Genomic DNA, 16536 nt, shown 5'->3' with positions numbered 1-16536 from the left:
GCTACAGTGGCAATGAAAAAGACTACTCAAGATAAATGTGATTATCCTGAGTAGCCCCTTACTGTTCGGTTTAGAGAGTTGCCACGAAAGTCTTGAGCCAGCTCTTCATACCCTCGCCCAGCTCTTCGTTCTCGACAGCTAGCGTCACGTTTGCCTGCAGGTAGCTCAGTTTGTCGCCAGTGTCATAGCGTCGCCCTCGGAAAATGACCGCGTGAACTCCGCCGCCTTCGCTATCGATATCAGTAGCCAGTTCCTGAAGCGCGTCAGTTAGCTGAATTTCTCCGCCCCGACCCGGGGCAGTGTGCTCCAACACCTCGAAGACTTGTGGATGTAACAAATATCGACCGATAATCGCTAGATTACTTGGTGCTTCTTCAACGCTTGGCTTCTCGACGAGCGCGTTAACCTTGACGTAGTCTTCACCGTCGACCGCGGAAACGTCCGCACAGCCGTACGCACTAATCTGTTCAGGCGCAACTTCCATGAGCGCAATCACAGACCCGCCGGTTTTCTGCTGCGTGGAGATCATGACTGAAAGTAGTTCGTCGCGTGAATCTATAAGGTCATCGCCCAATAGAACCGCAAATGGCTCATATCCGACGTGTTGCTTAGCACAAAGAACCGCATGCCCTAGCCCACGAGGGTCACTCTGACGAACATAGTGTATATTTCCCAGTTCAGTTGCTTCCTGAACCGAACGAAGCTTTTTGTCATCGCCTTTGGCTTCCAAAGTCGCTTCCAGCGCTGGAACTCGATCAAAGTGATCCTCGAGTGCTCGCTTACTACGTCCAGTAATCATGAGAACGTCATCGAGCCCAGCCCCTACTGCTTCCGCAACGACATACTGGATGGCCGGCTTATCAACAACCGGTAGCATCTCTTTCGGCATCGCTTTGGTAGCAGGCAAAAAGCGAGTTCCCAACCCTGCTGCTGGAATAACAGCCTTTGTTATTGACGACCCGAGAGCCATAGTTTGTTCCAATCGTTAAAATGACATAATTATGATATTTGCATTAGCTGCCGAGATCACACCTAGCTAGACTTTTTCGACAGTCTCTTAATGACCGCGCGTGGGAAGTACTCGTTAACATCCCCACCTAATGACTGCACTTCTTTGAGCAGCGACGAAGATAGATGAGTAAATCTCGTATCAGCCTGCAGAAAGACTGTCTCCACCCCGGTCAGATGACGGTTCATCGTAGCCATAGGAATTTCATAGGCGTAGTCCACTGTGCTTCGCAGTCCCTTGACTATTGCCTCTGCACCTTGTTCCTTACAGAAGTCTGCAAGCAGACCCTGCCCCATGGGTATGGCTGAGACCCCTCGAAGACCTCCAACGGTTTCTTCGACGATGGCAACCCGTTCCTCTTCGGAAAACCGGTAATTCTTTGAGTAGTTAGTTGATACAGCAACAATGACCTCATCAAAAAGACTTGCCGCTCGGGCAATGATCTCAACATGGCCATTGTGAAGGGGATCAAAGGATCCTGGGCATACAGCTCTGCGCATATCTAGAATCTATCAACAAACCTTTGATAACACGTGATTTTGATACAACTGTCATGTAACGATTCATGCGTGTTTGCTTAGACCATCCAGAGGCCACGAAGCATAATTGAGCTATGACCTTTGAATCTACCCCTTGGCGACGAACGGCTCAGAGCGCAAATCTCTTGGGAGCAAATGGTGAACCCGGTGTCACTATCTTTGAAGAAATTACCGGCCTAGCCAACGAACATCAGGCAATTAACCTAGGTCAGGGATTCCCAGATGCAGAAGGTCCACAAGAAATTCGTGAGCTTGCGGTCAAAGCTATCCAAGACGGAGCCAACCAATATGCTCCTGGCAGCGGAATTCCGGCGCTACGGAATGCAATTGCAAAGCATCAACACCGATTTTACGGATTGAACATCGCCCCTGACACTCAGGTGGTTGTCTCCACAGGGGCAACAGAAGCAATAGCTGCCGCAGTTTTGGCCTTCGTCGAGGCCGGCGACGAGGTAGTCACCTTTGAACCCTTTTACGACTCCTACGCCGCCATGATTGGACTGGCTAACGCAACTCACAAGGTAGTGAAATTGCGAGCTCCCACCTTCGCACCTGATCTTGATGAGCTTCGCCAAGCCGTCACGAGTAAAACTCGGATGATTATTGTCAATAATCCGCATAACCCTACCGGGACCATCTTTGACACTGAGGTCTTAGACGAAATCGTTGCTCTTGCACACCAGCACGATTGCATTATCCTTTCGGACGAAGTTTACGAGCATCTCACCTTCGCTTCTGCTCATATTCCCATCGCTACCCGCCCCGGCGGCTTCGCGCGAACCATTACTCTTTCATCCGCAGGCAAGTCCTTTTCCTTTACTGGTTGGAAAGTTGGTTGGGCAACAGGGCCACGTGAGCTGATAACGGCTCTGCGCACAGTCAAACAGTTCCTTTCATACTCTTCTGGTCCTGCCTTCCAGCCAGCCGTAGCGCAGGCTTTGGAACTACCCGATACATTCTTTGAACGTTTTGCCGCAGACCTTGGCGCTCGGGGTGATCAACTTGCCCAAGGACTTGAAGACGTTGGCATTCAAGTGATTCGACCCAAGGGTACGTATTTTCTGGTTGCAGATTTGCAGGGGCTGGGCAATGAAAATGCGGTGGACGTGGCGAAATTGATGCCAGAGCGAATCGGTGTTGCCGCGATCCCCATGTCCGTGTTCGCGCTCCAAGAAAACCAGAAAGACTACTCGTCCTTGCTGCGGTTTGCTTTCTGCAAACGACCTGAGGTCATCAGTGAAGCGGTAGAAAGACTCCAACTACTTCCTAAGGTATTGGCAAAATGAGTGTGAAACCGCTGAAACGCTGGCTTGGTGGGATCCAAGAACACGCAAGCATCTATCCTGATGATCTAGTTCCAGGAGCGATGATCTTGGCCATTGGTGGCGCCGAACAGTCTCACGTTAATCTGGACCAGCCAGAAAAGATCTTCTACGAATACCTCGCGAGAATTGCAAATCACCTTGACGTGTTGCGCCCGCAGCGTGAGCCGCTTAAGTTCTTGCATTTGGGTGCAGGCGCACTGACCTTAGCGCGGTGGGCCTCACTACGGTATCCCGAGAGCAAACATGTGGCTGTCGATATCGAACGTGAGTTGCTTGATTTTGTGTTGACGCACTTGCCTTTGCCAGAACATTGCGATTTGCAAACGCTGGTGGCTGATGCCCGAGCAGTCTTGAAAGAAAAACTGCTCGATAAAGAATTTGACGTAATCGTCTTAGATATTTTCAGCGGCCCGGAAGCACCAGAGCATCTGACTAGACCGGAATATTATGAAGAACTGGCTCTGGCGCTCGCGCCTGCGGGTTTGCTCTTCGTAAATATTGGTGACGACCCACCACTGGCGTTTACGGATCGCCAGGTTCAAGCCGCACAATCTGCCTTCGAGTTCGTCCTGCTAAGTTCAACCCCGGAAATGTTTACGCGCAAATTCCCTGGCAACCTGATACTTACCGCGTCAAAGATGCAAATCGACCAGACTACTATTGCAGCTTGCGAAGCGGCCGGTCCTTACCCATCAGAGGTCAAACACTCCTTAGCCCTGGACCGGTTCGGCAAACCATAACCGTGTTTCACCGTATTTTTTTTCGGCAATCTTTTCCATGTTTGCGGGCCATATCGGTTCAGGCGAACGGCTTGAACGCTCGACAATCACCGTCGCATCCTCTGCCAAGATCCTAGAAACTTTGTCAAGGGTGACAGCGAGTTCCTGATCAGTCAGAGGATATGGAGGATCCATGAAAATTAGGTCAAAGGTCCTTTTTGGAGCATTAGTCTCCTCGTCGAAAAAGCTGGATAGAACAGTATCAACTTTGCCCCGTTGGACCGAGACGACGTCATTCTTCAGCGCCTCATTGATTTTGGTGGCGTTGTGCTGACAGACGCTCACCGCTTTAGGAGCTAGTTCAACGAGCAATACCTGGCGTGCTCCACGGCTTGCGGTTTCAAGTCCTAGGGAGCCAGAACCGGCAAAGAGGTCCAACACGCGTGCCGAAGAAATGACGTTCCAGCTTTCCAGACGCGAAAACAGTGCCTCTTTGACGCGGTCGGTAGTCGGTCTTGTTGCGTCTCCGGGTACTGATTTCAGGCTAGTGCCCCCGGCAATTCCGGAGATAATACGGCTCATGTCTTGCTACTACTTTCGAAGTGTCAACGTTAGTTCTTATTCAGAAATTCTCGGGTGGACTGATCTATCCATGACTCGGCGACAACCAAGAGCTCAGGATACTTTGTAGCCCAGGCGCCATCTTCCATGAGTGCCAGGACGTCTTCTCTCGCAGATTCAATGAGCCCCCGGTCTTTGATAATACTCAGTTCTCGCAACGTTGAGCGGCTACCAGATTGCTGCACTCCAAGGATATTTCCTTCCTTGCGTTCGGCTAGATCCGCTTCGGCTAATTCAAAACCATCAAGGGTTGATTCGATGGTGCGTAACCTATTCACTGATTGATGATCCGCGTCCAACCACGTGGTGAGTAAGCAAGTACCGGGTAAACCACCACGGCCCACTCGCCCTCGTAGCTGGTGAAGCTGCGAGATGCCGAATCTTTCGGCATCCATGATCACCATCAACGTTGCGTTATGAACATCCACGCCAACTTCAATCACCGTGGTAGAGACCAACACATCTATCTGCCCATCAGCAAACTCATCCATGATTTCTTGTTTATCTTGCGAATCAAGTTGTGAATGCAAGGCTTCCAGACGCACACCATCAAAAGACGGCATCGAGGAAAGCAACTCGAACATTGCTTCAACGCTCATTGTTTGGTTGGCGCCGTCCTCAGCGGTTGCCACCAAAACTCCTTGTTCCGCAGCTGTCTCCGAAATTCGAGGGCACACCACATAAACCTGATGCCTCTTGGTCACTTCTTCACGGATTCGTGAGAAAAGTCTGTCACGGTAACCGGTCAACTGCATTGGGACAATATGCGTTGAGATCGGGGCACGCCCGGCTGGCAGCTTTTTAATCGTTGAAGTATCTAAGTCTCCAAAGACCGTCATTGCTACGGTACGTGGAATGGGTGTGGCCGTCATGACCAACGTATGCGGTACGTTTTCTTCACCCTTAGCGCGCAGTGCGTCACGTTGTTCCACACCGAATCGATGCTGCTCATCGATAACTACGAGACCAAGCTCTGCGAAACGTACATGCTCCCCTAACAATGCATGCGTTCCAATGATCAGGCCCGTTTCCCCGCTAGCAATACCTAGAAGCGCCTGACGGCGCTGTGCCGTCTTAGCGGACCCGGTGAGAAGTGCGACCCCAGTACCTTCGCCTTCGCCAAATAAGCCTGGTTCGGCCAAGTCTCCCAGCATCTTCTTAATGGAGGAATAGTGCTGGGCTGCAAGAACTTCAGTGGGGGCCAGTAGGGCGGCTTGTCCACCGGAATCAATGACCTGCAAAATAGCTCGCAACGCGACAACGGTTTTACCCGAGCCGACTTCACCTTGAAGAAGACGGTGCATCGGATGCTCATTGAGCAGATCTGCGGAAATCTCTTTGCCAACCTCTATCTGGTCTTCAGTGAGTGTAAAAGGCAGTCTTGACTCAAACTTTTCAGCTAACCCACCCGTGACCGGTTTGCGCGCGATGGCTGGCTGGTTTCCTACCGCACGGTTTCGTTCTGCCAGGGAGAGTTGCAGCATGAAGGCTTCTTCGAAGGCAAAACGCTGGCGAGCAACATAGGCATGCTTGATTTCACGCGGGTGGTGCCTATCTAGGTAGGCCTTGGCCCTACGTGGATAATGATGCTTTGCCAGTAGTTGTTCTGGCAAAAATTCGGGGAGTTGTTCCTCTGTCATTTCGTCAATGAGCAGTGACAGTAAGTCTCGAATTTTCTTGTTTGGCATTTTTGCCGAGGCCGGATAGATCGGTATGGGCCGCGGATCAGCCTCGGCTACCGTGTCTAAGATGGCGTAATCGGGTTGGCTCAGCTGTAGGTGGTCCTGATACCAGCCGACCTTGCCACTAAACATCGCGATGGTTCCGACTTGCAAGTCTTGACGCGCTTGGTAGCCGTTGAAAAAAGTCATCTTGAGTTCTTGACCATTCTGGTCAAGTTCGTCACTGACTGTTACTTCAAAAATGAAGCCACGACGTGAGTGCATTTGTCGCTGACTTACGTTAGTAACTTGGGCCACGACGGTAACATGCTCGTCGAAAGGTAATTCTGCAATGGGAGTCAGCTCCCCCACATCGACATAGCGCCGGGGAAAATGCCAGAGGAATTGACCAACGGTGGTGTATCCAAAGGCTTTTTCTAATGCGCCGGCATTCTTGGCCCCGAGCACTAGCGACAGTTCAGCCTGCTCCAGAGATACCGCTTTGTTCTCATCCATCATGAGTACACAAATCGGTGATGCTGATGTTCACCGGCTCCCCCTGCTGACGGATAAGCTCTAACGCCATGTCCGCCTCGGCCACGTGCACATGGACCCTCCAGCGGTAAACTTCTTCTCCGGTGGGATTGACTGGCGACATGATCACCGAATCGCCCACTCGATCCAGTTGTCCACGTAGCGTGGCTGCTCCCAACGCATCAAGTGTAATTGTGCACATGACCTCAACACCCTGGGCATCATTTTGGATCAGATGTACATGTGGATCTTGGACTTGGTATCCGTTGAACCCTTCATAAGATTCAAAGTCGGTTTCCGTCCCACGAACTGCAGCGCAGAGCTCGTCCAAGATCACCAGCATGCCCACAGCACCAGCGTCGACTACACCAGCATTTTCAAGACTAGGTAATTCGTTTTCGGTACCGCGAACTGCCATCCGCGAGGCCTGGGCCACCTGATGCAGTACCGTATCCAGAGCTGCGCGGCTCTCCACATCGGTTTTAATATGGGCCAAAGTTGAACCGGCAGCCAACGCTGCAGCACTGATCACCGAGAGCATGGTACCTTCGACCGGTTCACTCAGTGCAGACCAAGAACGGACCTTAGCCCGTTCAAGGCCCTTGGAAAGCAGGCTTGCGGTCAATCGGTCGTGACCCCGCCATGGTTCTGAGAGCCCACTGAGGAACACCGCCAGCAGAGTTCCTGAGTTGCCGCGCGCTGACTCCATGGACGCGCGGGCGGCAACTTCTAAGAACCCACCGATGTCGTCACTTTCCAGCTTGCTGACGGCATCATGTCCGGCTCGGGCGGTGAGATATAGGTTAGTTCCTGTATCCCCGTCGGCGACCGGAAACACATTGATGGCGTTGAGCCTATCTGAATGATTTCCTAGACTCTTCACGCTCCGCTGCAACCATTCACGAATGGCGCGCACGGAGGTATCGAGTTTTTGAGTCATGGGAAATCGGGTCTTTCAGTGTTATTTGGACAGGTCCGTGGTTGCCACGAACTCTTCCATTTTGTCTTCCTGCAACGCCTTACCAAACTTATCAATAGTTTCCATGTCAGGTATCACTATCGACTGGCCGTCTGCGGAACGTCCAGGTCCCTTGTTTGGCAACGTAAAGAAGGTCATGTCACTTGGACGCACGTTGATCATTGACGCCGCGTAGCTGGCAACCTTGGAAGCATCCAATGTTTCATCCACGGCAATAAATGGCGCAATCTCAGTGACAACGTTGTTAAGTTTACCCGGGTTGGTCAAGGTGTCTTTGGACATAATTTGTCCAAGCATCGCCTTGACGAAGAGCTGCTGGTTCTTCACACGCCCGTAGTCACTACCTGGGAAAGACTTACGCTCACGCACAAAGGCTAGTGCTTGTTCGCCGTCTAGGGTTTGCACTCCGGCGGGGAAATACATGCCGTTGGTAATCGACTGGCGGAAGGCTTGCGGGTTGTTTACCGTCACTCCTCCGAGAGCATCGGTCAAACCTTTGAAGCCTTCAAAGTCTACGGAGGCTACGTGGTTGATACGGACGCCGAAGAGCCCTTCCAAGGTTTCTACGGCCTTGGGAACGCCGCCACTGGCAAATGCGCGGTTGATCTTTGCAGTTCCAACACCAGGAATATCTAACCAGGTGTCACGCATCACCGAGGTGACGTACATGCCCTTACGGTCTTCTGGGATATGTACCAGCATCATGGTGTCCGAACGGCCACCGTTTGGAAGGGTTCCGAACTCCTCGCTTGATTCGTCCGTCTCGCGAGTGGCACGGGTATCACTACCCAGAAGCAGGATGTTCACTGCGTCTTTAGATTCTTCTTTAACCTCTGGGCGGGTTTCTTCGGCAGGGAATGCCTCGGCAATCTTGTCGCTCTTCGAGTCGAAGGTTCGACCAAGATTCCAAACGTACCCACCGGCCACGAGGCCAGCAATCACTACTAGCGCCAGAATGCCAATGAGGATTCCACGCCCAGTGCGTTTTTTCTTCGCACGTGGACGCACGGGCTGTTCTTCGAAGGACATATGCTACCTTTCACAGTTTCATCTTTTTACATCTTATCTTTCAGAAACGAACGGTACGCTGTTAAAGTGTCCGTTTTCAGTAATAAGAGTCAAGAGTCATCAAAACTTAATCTAAAGATTAGGCGTACGGCTACTTTAGCCGTAGGCGCCTTGGTGATCACACCCACACTTGCAGCGTGTGCTTCGTTAGCAGCTGTAGAGCCCGCAAGTGACGCAGGAAATCCAGTCTGTGCCGAGATGATGGTGATTCTCCCGCAGTTCATTGGTGATGCTGAGCGTCGCAGTACTAACTCTCAGGCTACTGCCGCCTGGGGTGACCCATCTCAGGTCGTACTACGCTGCGGGGTTCAAGTCCCCGGCCCAACGACTGATCCCTGCGTCTCAGTGAACGAAGTGGATTGGATTGCCCACGAAGGTGAGGACGGTGTGTGGACCTTAACCACCTACGGCCGCACCCCAGCTACCGAAGTCGTTTTAGACCCGCAGGTAATTCCGTCTAGTACTGTGCTCGCTTCGCTGTCTCAGGCAGCCTCGCGCATTCCTGCAGAAGGTGCTTGCGTCAGCGTAGAGAAGAATGTAGACCTCTAAGGCAATATAGCCAGGCAAACACCGAAGCAGTTCAAACATGCGGACCGTCAAAGATCTGAGATCTTTGACGGTCCGCATCAGTTAAGTTGCTTTAGCGTAAACCAATTTTTCGTTCGCAGGCTAACGCTATGAGTTCATTGATCAGTTCGCGGTAGCCGATACCCGTCTTCGCCCACATTTGTGGATACATACTCGAGGGGGTGAACCCTGGCATGGTATTGATCTCATTGATAATCCATTCACCATCAGCGGTGTAGAAGAAATCAACCCGAGATAATCCTTCAGCATCGATGGCATCAAATGCTTTCACTGCCAACTCGCGGATAGTTGATGTCGCCTCATCGCTGAGGACAGCCGGGCAGCTGAGCTTCGCAGCTGCACCATCAACGTATTTTGCCTCAAAATCGTAGAAGGTATGTTCGTTCCCAGCTACCGCTATCTCCCCTGGCATGGACGCACGAGATTCCAGTGAACCATGGCCTTCTAGGACACCGCATTCGATTTCTCGCCCGCTGATCCCCTGCTCCACGATGACCTTAGGATCTTCCGCGCGAGCTAGCTCAATGGCTGCCTGTAACTGCGTGTGGTCATCAACTTTGGTGATACCAACTGAAGACCCTGCACGAGCCGGCTTGACGAACAACGGGTACTGCAAGTCCGCGCACCGCTCTAGTGCGGCCACGCTGTTACGGAGCCACTGTTTGTTAGTGATGACCTGGTACGGGCCAACGTTAAATCCAGCATTCTCGAAGACGACCTTCATGAAATGCTTGTCCATGCCCATGGCGCTAGCTGCGATGCCCGAACCGACATAGGAAACGCCAGACATTTCCAGCATCCCTTGGATCGACCCATCTTCGCCGAAAGGACCGTGAAGCAATGGGAAGACCACATCAATAGGCCCTAAATCAGTGATCTCGGATCCTGAATACTGCAAAAGACACGTACGCTGACCATCATTGGACAGATGCACGGGCTTGTCTGCCACTGAAATCTCAGGCAGGGAGCCGGAGCTCAGCGTCCAGTCCGAGGAGTCTTGGTCCACTAGTGTCCAAGCCCCAGCGCGGGTGATTCCCACGGGAATGACTTCAAAACGATCTTTATCGATTTCCTGCATCACTCCGGCTGCGGTCACACATGAAACTGAATGCTCAGAGGAACGGCCGCCGAAGAGTAAGAGGACTCGTGGTTTTGGTTCGCTCATTTTTGGAGTTCTCCTTCAGATTTCAGTTCTCGGGCCAGAAGACGCTCGGCCATATTCTCTACGCTCAAGCTACCTTCCAAGACCATGACTACCGCTTCGGTGATTGGCATATCAACCTTATGGCTTCGAGACAGGTCAAAGACTGCACGAGCTGATTTGATGCCTTCGGCAGTTTGGGACATACGGTCATTAACTTCTTCAATGAAAAGTCCCTGACCGAGCAGCCGGCCCGCTGTGTTATTCCGAGAAAGGGAGGATGAGCAGGTGGCTACTAAGTCTCCAAGTCCCGACAGTCCTGACAAGGTCTCTAGCCGGCCACCCAAGGCGAGGACTAGTCTGGTGGTTTCTGCCAGCCCGCGGGTGATAACGGTGGATTTGGTGTTATCTCCCATACCCATGCCATCACACATCCCTACGGCCAAGGCGATGATATTCTTAACGATTCCGCCCAGCTCAACACCGAGTACGTCGTCATTGGTGTATGGACGGAAGTATGGGGCGGAGCACAATTGAGCTATCCAATGCGCCGTCTGCCCGTCGGTGCATGCAACAACGGAAGCGGTTGGTTGTTCACGGGCAATTTCCATGGCCAAGTTCGGACCGGACAGCACTGCAATGCGATCAGCGGAAATACCGCTGATCTCCGCCATGACTTCACTCATACGCAAGTCGGTGCCGCGTTCAAGGCCCTTCATCAAGGACAACAAGACGACGTCTTGTTCAAAGTGCTGAACGAATTTAGCAAGTTCTTCACGTAACGACTGGGCAGGAATTGCCAAGACCACCAGGTCTGCGCTCGTTAGGACCTCAGATACATTTGCTGAAGCTGAAACATTGGCCGGAAGTTTTGTGTCTCGCAGGTAACGCGAGTTTGTGTGCCGCTCGTTGATTTCGCGAGCGGCTTCCTCTCGACGGGCCCAGATCTGCACCGGAATATTCTGGTCAGAAACTGCGTCCGCCAGAACCTTCGCAAAGGTGGTTCCCCAGCTTCCGGCACCCATGACGGCGATCTTACGTGGTAGCGGCTTACTCAAGGCTTTTCCTTCGCTAGGTGATCAGACTTAGTCGTTTGGCGGTTTCGGGACATCAAAATCTCTGCCCGTAGTTGTTTGCCCATGTTCACTCGGGTTCCACAGATTTTCTGGAGGTGTCTCGTCACGCAGTTCAGCCTGTAGCTCGGTAATGGAGGCCATGATCCGACTGGTTGCTTCTTGAAGCACAGTGCGTGTGCGCGGTCCCGTACGCAGATCATCAAGTTGTACCTGCTCCCCCACCGTAACTGTCACGTGTTTGCGCGGAAATAGGTACATTTTTTTGGCGTACCGGGGAAACAGTTTCTGATCTCCCCAGTGGGCCATCGGCACCACGGGAGCTCCGGTTTGCAAGGCTAGGCGGGCGGCACCGGTACGGCCCACCATTGGCCACAAATCCGGGTCACGCGTTAGTGTGCCTTCGGGGTAAATGACGATCACGCCACCGGCTTCAAGGACTTTTTTAGCAGCATCCAAAGAGTCTGCGGCACTCATGGATTTGCGTGACACTGGAATCTGTCCGGTAGCGCGCAACGCTGCCCCTAGTACGGGAACCTTAAATAGTGAATCCTTAGTCAACCAGCGCGGTAACCGTCCGCTGCTATATATCGCATGACCAACCACCAGAGGATCAATCTCGGTCAGGTGGTTAGGGCAGAGAATAAACCCGCCGGAAGGAAGCCTGTCAAAGTTTTGCCAGGTCCTGCCAATCAAGGCATTCATAGCCGGACGAACTACACCGGCCAGAATTGCAAAGACGGTTTTACTTTTGACTGTTTCCCGATGCACTGAGTTATCTGTCACGAACTAACGCTCCCCTAGTTGCTCAGTTCAACGTTTGCACCTAGTGCGGTCAGCTTTTCCATGAAGTGCTCGTAGCCTCGGTTGATAATCTCAATACCAGTAACCTTGCTGGTGCCTTCGGCGGCCAGTGCGGCAATCATATGGGAGAATCCGCCACGCAAATCAGGAACGTCAATGTTTGCGCCCTTCAGCTTTGCTGGGCCGAGAACTACCGCTGAGTGCTTAAAGTTACGCTGGCCGAAGCGGCATGGGGTAGACCCCAAGCAGTCGGTATGCACCTGCACGGTAGCGCCCATGCGCACCAAAGCGTCGGTGAAACCAAAGCGGTTTTCGTACACGGTTTCATGGATGACAGACACACCACTAGCTTGCGTCAGCGCGACCACAAGAGGCTGCTGCCAGTCGGTCATGAACCCTGGGTGCACATCGGTTTCAAGGATCAGCGGGTTCAGCTCTCCACCTGGGTGGTAGAAGCGAATACCGTTCTGCTTCACTTCAAACTCTCCACCAATCTGGCGGTAGACGTGAAGGAAGGCGGTGAGGTCACGCTGCTGCGCTTCTTCAACAAAGATATCGCCCTTGGTAACCAGTGCCGCAGAGGCCCAGGAAGCAGCTTCGTTCCGGTCCGGCAAAGCGTAGTGGTCATATCCACGCAGTTCGTCAACACCCTGGATACGGATCACCCGGTCACGGTGAACCGAGATAATGGCACCCATTTTCTGCAGCAACGAGATCAGATCCAAGATTTCCGGCTCAATCGCCGCGTTGCTCACCTCGGTGACTCCCTTGGCGCGCACCGCGGAGAGCAGAACCTGCTCTGTAGTGCCAACGCTTGGGTATTGAAGTTCAAGTTTCGCACCGGTCAGTCCCAGAGGAGCGGAGATACGGATGCCAGCGGCTTCCTTATCCACTACGGCGCCGAATTCGCGCAGGACTTCCAAATGGAAGTCGATAGGACGGTCACCAATTCGGCAACCACCGAGGTCCGGGATGAAAGCTTCGCCCAGAGAGTGGATCAGTGGTCCACAGAAGAGAATAGGGATACGTGAGTCGCCGGCGTGAGCATCAATGGCCTGATTTGAGGCGCTCTTCGCGGCGGATGGATCCATGGTGAGGTCACCGGTCTCGGGGTCCTGAGAAACCTTAACCCCATGGATCTCTAAAAGGCTACGCACGACTGCGACGTCTTTGATCTCCGGAACGTTGCGTAGTACCGAAGGAGAGTTTCCGAGCAGTGCCGCAACCATGGCCTTTGGAACCAGGTTCTTAGCGCCGCCTACTCGAACGGTGCCGTTCAAAGGGACACCGCCATGGACCGTTAGAATCTTACCCATGTATGAATAAACCTCATCGCGTAGTCGTTTTCTCCTGCCAGGGCCGGTAGGCCGATAAAACAGGCAGGACTAAGCAAGCATACCGTCATTGCCGGTGCGCTTCGGAGCAGTTCTGCCCGTGGCGCACACATTGTGAGGATGCTTTCAGGGAAGGGCTGTAGATGGTGAGTCCGTGGTTTGCAATAAAAAAGGAAGGCCCCGTTCGAATACACCTACTGGTGAGTACGAACGAGGCCTGCCAGTCAACTTAGTCAGCTGTTCTTGCCGGCAAAGTCTGAGGTTTAAATGCTGGGCGGCTAGCTTCAAAGGACGTAATGTCTGCTTCTTGCTTCAGCGTCAGTCCAATATCGTCCAGGCCTTCCATCAGACGCCACCGGGTGTAGTCATCAATCTGGAACGGAGCCACGATTGATCCGCACTGCACGGTGCGCGCATCCAGATTTACGGTGACTTCAGTGCCTGGATTATTTTCGAGTTCTTTCCAGATCAGTTCAATGTCACTCTGTGCAACCTCGGCGGCAACCAATCCCTGCTTACCGGAGTTTCCACGGAAGATATCGGCAAATCTGGCTGAGATAACAGCTTTGAACCCATAATCCTTCAGGGCCCAAACCGCGTGCTCACGCGAAGAGCCGGTACCAAAATCCGGACCTGCGACCAAGACCGAGCCCTTGTTATATGGCTCGGTATTCAGGATGAAGTTTTCATCCCGGCGCCAGCCGGCGAACAGCGCATCTTCAAAGCCGGTACGTGTAATCCGCTTCAGATAAACCGCAGGAATGATCTGGTCGGTATCGATGTTGCTTTGACGCAGCGGGACACCAATTCCGGTGTGGGTAACAACTTTTTCCATGATGGTGTTCCTTCCTAGGCCGAGACCGGAGTGTTGGCGATATCCGAAGGGGAAGCGAGAGTGCCACGAATAGCCGTAGCTGCTGCTACCAATGGCGAGACCAGGTGGGTACGCCCGCCCTTGCCCTGGCGTCCTTCGAAGTTTCGGTTGGAGGTAGAAGCGCAACGTTCCCCCTCAGCCAGTTGGTCTGGGTTCATTCCCAGGCACATGGAGCAACCTGCGAAGCGCCACTCGGCACCGAAGTCCTTGAAAATCTTGTCCAGTCCTTCGGCTTCTGCTTCGAGGCGAACCCTGGCCGAGCCTGGCACCACGATCATGCGGATCTGCGGGTCCTTTTCACGGCCCTTCACGATTTCGGCCGCCGCGCGCAGGTCTTCCATTCGTGAGTTGGTGCAAGAACCTAAGAACACCGTGTCCACACGGATTTCCTTCATGGGAGTTCCGCCGGTCAAGCCCATATAGGTCAATGCACGTTCGCAGGCCTTGCGGTCATTTTCGTCTTCAAAATCTTCGGGGACCGGAACGTTGGATGACAGTGAGACACCCTGACCGGGGTTGGTTCCCCAGGTGACGAATGGTTCTAGTTCATCAGCATTCAGGAACACTTCGTTATCGAAGCGTGCACCCTCGTCACTTTGCAGGGTCTTCCAGTAGTCAACAGCAACGTCCCAATCATCACCCTCAGGTGCATGTGGGCGGCCCTTGACGTATTCGAAGGTCGTTTCGTCCGGTGCAATCATGCCAGCGCGAGCGCCAGCCTCGATGGACATATTGCAGATAGTCATGCGGGCGTCCATGGACAATGCGCGAATCGCAGATCCGCGGTATTCCAGCACGTACCCCTGTCCACCGCCGGTGCCAATCTTGGCAATAACTGCCAAGATGATATCTTTTGCAGTCACGCCCGGCTTCAGCGTTCCCTCGACGTTGATGGACATCGTCTTGAAAGGCTTCAGGCTCAAAGACTGAGTAGCCATGACATGTTCAACCTCTGAGGTGCCGATACCAAAAGCCAGGGCACCGAAGGCACCATGGGTTGAGGTATGGGAGTCACCGCAGACAACGGTCATACCTGGCTGAGTAAGACCCAGCTGGGGACCTACTACGTGAACAATGCCCTGCTCTTTGTCACCCAACGAGTGCAGGCGGACGCCAAATTCCTTGCAGTTATCACGCAAGGTGAAAATTTGTGTCCGGCTGGTCAAATCTGCAATGGGCTTATCAATATCAAGGGTCGGGGTGTTGTGATCCTCGGTCGCGATAGTGAGATCTGGGCGGCGAAGTTTGCGCCCCGCCAGACGCAAGCCTTCGAAGGCTTGCGGTGAGGTGACCTCGTGTAGCAGGTGAAGGTCAATGTAGATCAAATCGGGTTGGCGCGCTTCGCCTTCCCCTTCTCCATGGCGCACTACGTGCGCATTCCAGACCTTCTCTGCGAGGGTCTGGGGCGACTGCATGGTGGACATGCGACACACTCCTCAAGCTACGAACTATCAACACCTTTACTTTGACACTTCATAGAACATCATTTCCAGTATTTGGACTTGAATCTCAAATACTGAGACGCAATAATGGTTTTATGACTACAGGTAGCGGTGTTGGTGTTCTCGATAAGGCAGCAGCCATTCTTAACGCATTGGAAAATGGCCCGACTACCCTTTCGCAGCTGGTGGACGTCACCCAGATCTCCCGCCCCACGGTTCACCGTATCGCTCAATCGTTGGTTCATCATGGGCTGGTGGGCCGCGACATGCACGGCCGTTTCGAGCTCGGCGGACGGCTTGTAGAGCTCGCTAGCGCCGCGGGAGAAGACAGACTGGTGACCACCGCGGGGCCGGTACTCACGAAATTGCGGGATCTCACCGGCGAGAGTACTCAGGTATTCCGCAAACAAGGAGACTTCCGTGTTTGCATAGCCAGCGCCGAACGGCCTGTAGGGTTGCGCGACACGATTCCTGTGGGTACCCAGCTATCGATGAAAGCCGGCTCCGCGGCTCAGGTTCTCTTGGCTTGGGAAGACAATGAACGCATGATTGATGGCCTGCATCACGCGCGCTTTACCCCGACCATCTTGGCCGGGGTGCGGCGCCGCGGTTGGGCGCAGTCACTGGGTGAACGAGAACCCGGAGTTGCCTCGGTCTCTGCCCCCATTCGGGGGCAGTCCGGACGCGTGATCGCAGCGCTGTCCATGTCCGGGCCCATTGAGCGCTTGACCCGCCAACCAGGCAAGATTCATCACGAATCGGTAGTGAACGCGGGCCGGGAGCTGTCAGATTTATTGCGCATTCAGTCCGAAGGCTAAAGACCCG

16 protein-coding genes are annotated in these 16536 nt (G+C 53.3%); 4 read left to right on the top strand and 12 right to left on the bottom strand.

Annotation, left to right across the window (positions count from 1 at the left end; translation table 11 throughout):
• Nucleotides 1-70 precede the first annotated feature (70 nt).
• Nucleotides 71-970: a UTP--glucose-1-phosphate uridylyltransferase GalU gene (gene galU, locus CIK74_RS07885; RefSeq protein WP_096255337.1), complete on the bottom strand. Its 900-nt coding sequence runs from the start codon at nt 968-970 to the stop codon at nt 71-73.
• Between the two features lie 62 nt (nt 971-1032).
• Entirely contained in the window at nt 1033-1509 is a 477-nt protein-coding gene (coaD, locus tag CIK74_RS07880) for a pantetheine-phosphate adenylyltransferase (RefSeq protein ID WP_096255336.1), read from the bottom strand.
• Nucleotides 1510-1622: 113 nt separating this feature from the next.
• On the opposite strand from coaD, the gene CIK74_RS07875 reads away from it, so the two are divergent.
• Both CIK74_RS07875 and CIK74_RS07870 read left to right on the top strand, forming a co-directional pair.
• Nucleotides 1623-2834, top strand: coding sequence for an aminotransferase class I/II-fold pyridoxal phosphate-dependent enzyme (locus CIK74_RS07875; RefSeq protein ID WP_096255334.1), 1212 nt, complete (start codon nt 1623-1625; stop codon nt 2832-2834).
• Nucleotides 2831-3613, top strand: a complete 783-nt coding sequence (locus CIK74_RS07870) for a fused MFS/spermidine synthase (RefSeq protein ID WP_096255332.1) — start codon at nt 2831-2833, stop codon at nt 3611-3613. The genes CIK74_RS07875 and CIK74_RS07870 overlap by 4 nt, the downstream gene beginning before the upstream one ends.
• Here CIK74_RS07870 and rsmD read toward each other — a convergent pair.
• From rsmD to CIK74_RS07850, 4 genes are read right to left on the bottom strand one after another with little or no spacing between them, the layout of a single operon-like run.
• Nucleotides 3584-4174, bottom strand: coding sequence for a 16S rRNA (guanine(966)-N(2))-methyltransferase RsmD (rsmD, locus tag CIK74_RS07865; protein WP_096255330.1), 591 nt, complete (start codon nt 4172-4174; stop codon nt 3584-3586). The two genes, CIK74_RS07870 and rsmD, sit on opposite strands and share 30 nt — an antisense overlap.
• Nucleotides 4175-4203: 29 nt before the next feature.
• Nucleotides 4204-6393, bottom strand: a complete 2190-nt coding sequence (recG, locus tag CIK74_RS07860) for an ATP-dependent DNA helicase RecG (RefSeq protein WP_240520492.1) — start codon at nt 6391-6393, stop codon at nt 4204-4206.
• Nucleotides 6383-7348 carry a DAK2 domain-containing protein gene (locus CIK74_RS07855; protein ID WP_170947793.1) on the bottom strand — a complete coding sequence of 322 codons (966 nt, stop codon included), beginning with the start codon at nt 7346-7348 and terminating at the stop codon, nt 6383-6385. The genes recG and CIK74_RS07855 overlap by 11 nt, the downstream gene beginning before the upstream one ends.
• Before the next feature lie 21 nt (nt 7349-7369).
• Nucleotides 7370-8416, bottom strand: coding sequence for an LCP family protein (locus CIK74_RS07850; RefSeq protein ID WP_096255328.1), 1047 nt, complete (start codon nt 8414-8416; stop codon nt 7370-7372).
• A 153-nt stretch (nt 8417-8569) separates the two neighbouring features.
• Between CIK74_RS07850 and CIK74_RS07845 the strand changes: the two genes are divergently transcribed.
• On the top strand, nt 8570-9004 hold the full coding sequence (locus tag CIK74_RS07845; protein WP_240520491.1) for a DUF3515 family protein: 435 nt from the start codon (nt 8570-8572) through the stop codon (nt 9002-9004).
• A gap of 91 nt (nt 9005-9095) precedes the next feature.
• Here the strand turns inward: CIK74_RS07845 and CIK74_RS07840 are convergent, their stop codons facing one another.
• The 6 genes from CIK74_RS07840 to leuC all read right to left on the bottom strand — a co-directional run bounded on the left by CIK74_RS07840 (nt 9096) and on the right by leuC (nt 15684).
• Complete coding sequence (locus CIK74_RS07840) at nt 9096-10208, bottom strand: D-alanine--D-alanine ligase family protein (RefSeq protein ID WP_096255324.1); 1113 nt, start codon at nt 10206-10208, stop codon at nt 9096-9098.
• Nucleotides 10205-11242 (bottom strand): NAD(P)H-dependent glycerol-3-phosphate dehydrogenase, encoded by a 1038-nt coding sequence (locus CIK74_RS07835; protein ID WP_256382718.1) that lies wholly within the window; start codon nt 11240-11242, stop codon nt 10205-10207. The genes CIK74_RS07840 and CIK74_RS07835 overlap by 4 nt, the downstream gene beginning before the upstream one ends.
• Before the next feature lie 27 nt (nt 11243-11269).
• Nucleotides 11270-11962 (bottom strand): lysophospholipid acyltransferase family protein, encoded by a 693-nt coding sequence (locus CIK74_RS07830; RefSeq protein WP_096255380.1) that lies wholly within the window; start codon nt 11960-11962, stop codon nt 11270-11272.
• Between the two features lie 95 nt (nt 11963-12057).
• The gene (gene murA, locus CIK74_RS07825) at nt 12058-13377 is read right to left on the bottom strand and encodes a UDP-N-acetylglucosamine 1-carboxyvinyltransferase (RefSeq protein ID WP_096255322.1); all 1320 of its coding nucleotides are present in this window, start codon (nt 13375-13377) and stop codon (nt 12058-12060) included.
• Between the two features lie 247 nt (nt 13378-13624).
• Nucleotides 13625-14230, bottom strand: a complete 606-nt coding sequence (gene leuD, locus CIK74_RS07820) for a 3-isopropylmalate dehydratase small subunit (protein ID WP_096255320.1) — start codon at nt 14228-14230, stop codon at nt 13625-13627.
• 14 nt (nt 14231-14244) lie between these two features.
• Complete coding sequence (gene leuC, locus CIK74_RS07815) at nt 14245-15684, bottom strand: 3-isopropylmalate dehydratase large subunit (RefSeq protein ID WP_096255378.1); 1440 nt, start codon at nt 15682-15684, stop codon at nt 14245-14247.
• Between the two features lie 122 nt (nt 15685-15806).
• On the opposite strand from leuC, the gene CIK74_RS07810 reads away from it, so the two are divergent.
• Entirely contained in the window at nt 15807-16529 is a 723-nt protein-coding gene (locus CIK74_RS07810; protein WP_096255318.1) for an IclR family transcriptional regulator, read from the top strand.
• The last annotated feature ends 7 nt before the right edge of the window (nt 16530-16536 follow it).

Source organism: Glutamicibacter sp. BW77, assembly GCF_002332285.1.
In the GTDB taxonomy this organism is placed as follows: Bacteria; Actinomycetota; Actinomycetes; order Actinomycetales; family Micrococcaceae; genus Glutamicibacter; species Glutamicibacter bergerei.
The sequence above is the reverse complement of the archived record's forward strand: the minus strand, read 5'-3'. Positions and strand labels throughout refer to the sequence as shown.

What these genes read in the sequence shown, in the direction of transcription:
- murA (WP_096255322.1), bottom strand. Translation starts at nt 13,377, where the DNA reads ATGGGTAAGATTCTAACGGTCCATGGCGGTGTCCCTTTGAACGGCACC.
- recG (WP_240520492.1), bottom strand. Translation starts at nt 6,393, where the DNA reads ATGATGGATGAGAACAAAGCGGTATCTCTGGAGCAGGCTGAACTGTCG.
- coaD (WP_096255336.1), bottom strand. Translation starts at nt 1,509, where the DNA reads ATGCGCAGAGCTGTATGCCCAGGATCCTTTGATCCCCTTCACAATGGC.
- CIK74_RS07810 (WP_096255318.1), top strand. Translation starts at nt 15,807, where the DNA reads ATGACTACAGGTAGCGGTGTTGGTGTTCTCGATAAGGCAGCAGCCATT.
- CIK74_RS07840 (WP_096255324.1), bottom strand. Translation starts at nt 10,208, where the DNA reads ATGAGCGAACCAAAACCACGAGTCCTCTTACTCTTCGGCGGCCGTTCC.
- galU (WP_096255337.1), bottom strand. Translation starts at nt 970, where the DNA reads ATGGCTCTCGGGTCGTCAATAACAAAGGCTGTTATTCCAGCAGCAGGG.
- rsmD (WP_096255330.1), bottom strand. Translation starts at nt 4,174, where the DNA reads ATGAGCCGTATTATCTCCGGAATTGCCGGGGGCACTAGCCTGAAATCA.
- CIK74_RS07870 (WP_096255332.1), top strand. Translation starts at nt 2,831, where the DNA reads ATGAGTGTGAAACCGCTGAAACGCTGGCTTGGTGGGATCCAAGAACAC.
- leuC (WP_096255378.1), bottom strand. Translation starts at nt 15,684, where the DNA reads ATGCAGTCGCCCCAGACCCTCGCAGAGAAGGTCTGGAATGCGCACGTA.
- CIK74_RS07850 (WP_096255328.1), bottom strand. Translation starts at nt 8,416, where the DNA reads ATGTCCTTCGAAGAACAGCCCGTGCGTCCACGTGCGAAGAAAAAACGC.
- CIK74_RS07875 (WP_096255334.1), top strand. Translation starts at nt 1,623, where the DNA reads ATGACCTTTGAATCTACCCCTTGGCGACGAACGGCTCAGAGCGCAAAT.
- CIK74_RS07855 (WP_170947793.1), bottom strand. Translation starts at nt 7,348, where the DNA reads ATGACTCAAAAACTCGATACCTCCGTGCGCGCCATTCGTGAATGGTTG.
- leuD (WP_096255320.1), bottom strand. Translation starts at nt 14,230, where the DNA reads ATGGAAAAAGTTGTTACCCACACCGGAATTGGTGTCCCGCTGCGTCAA.
- CIK74_RS07830 (WP_096255380.1), bottom strand. Translation starts at nt 11,962, where the DNA reads ATGAATGCCTTGATTGGCAGGACCTGGCAAAACTTTGACAGGCTTCCT.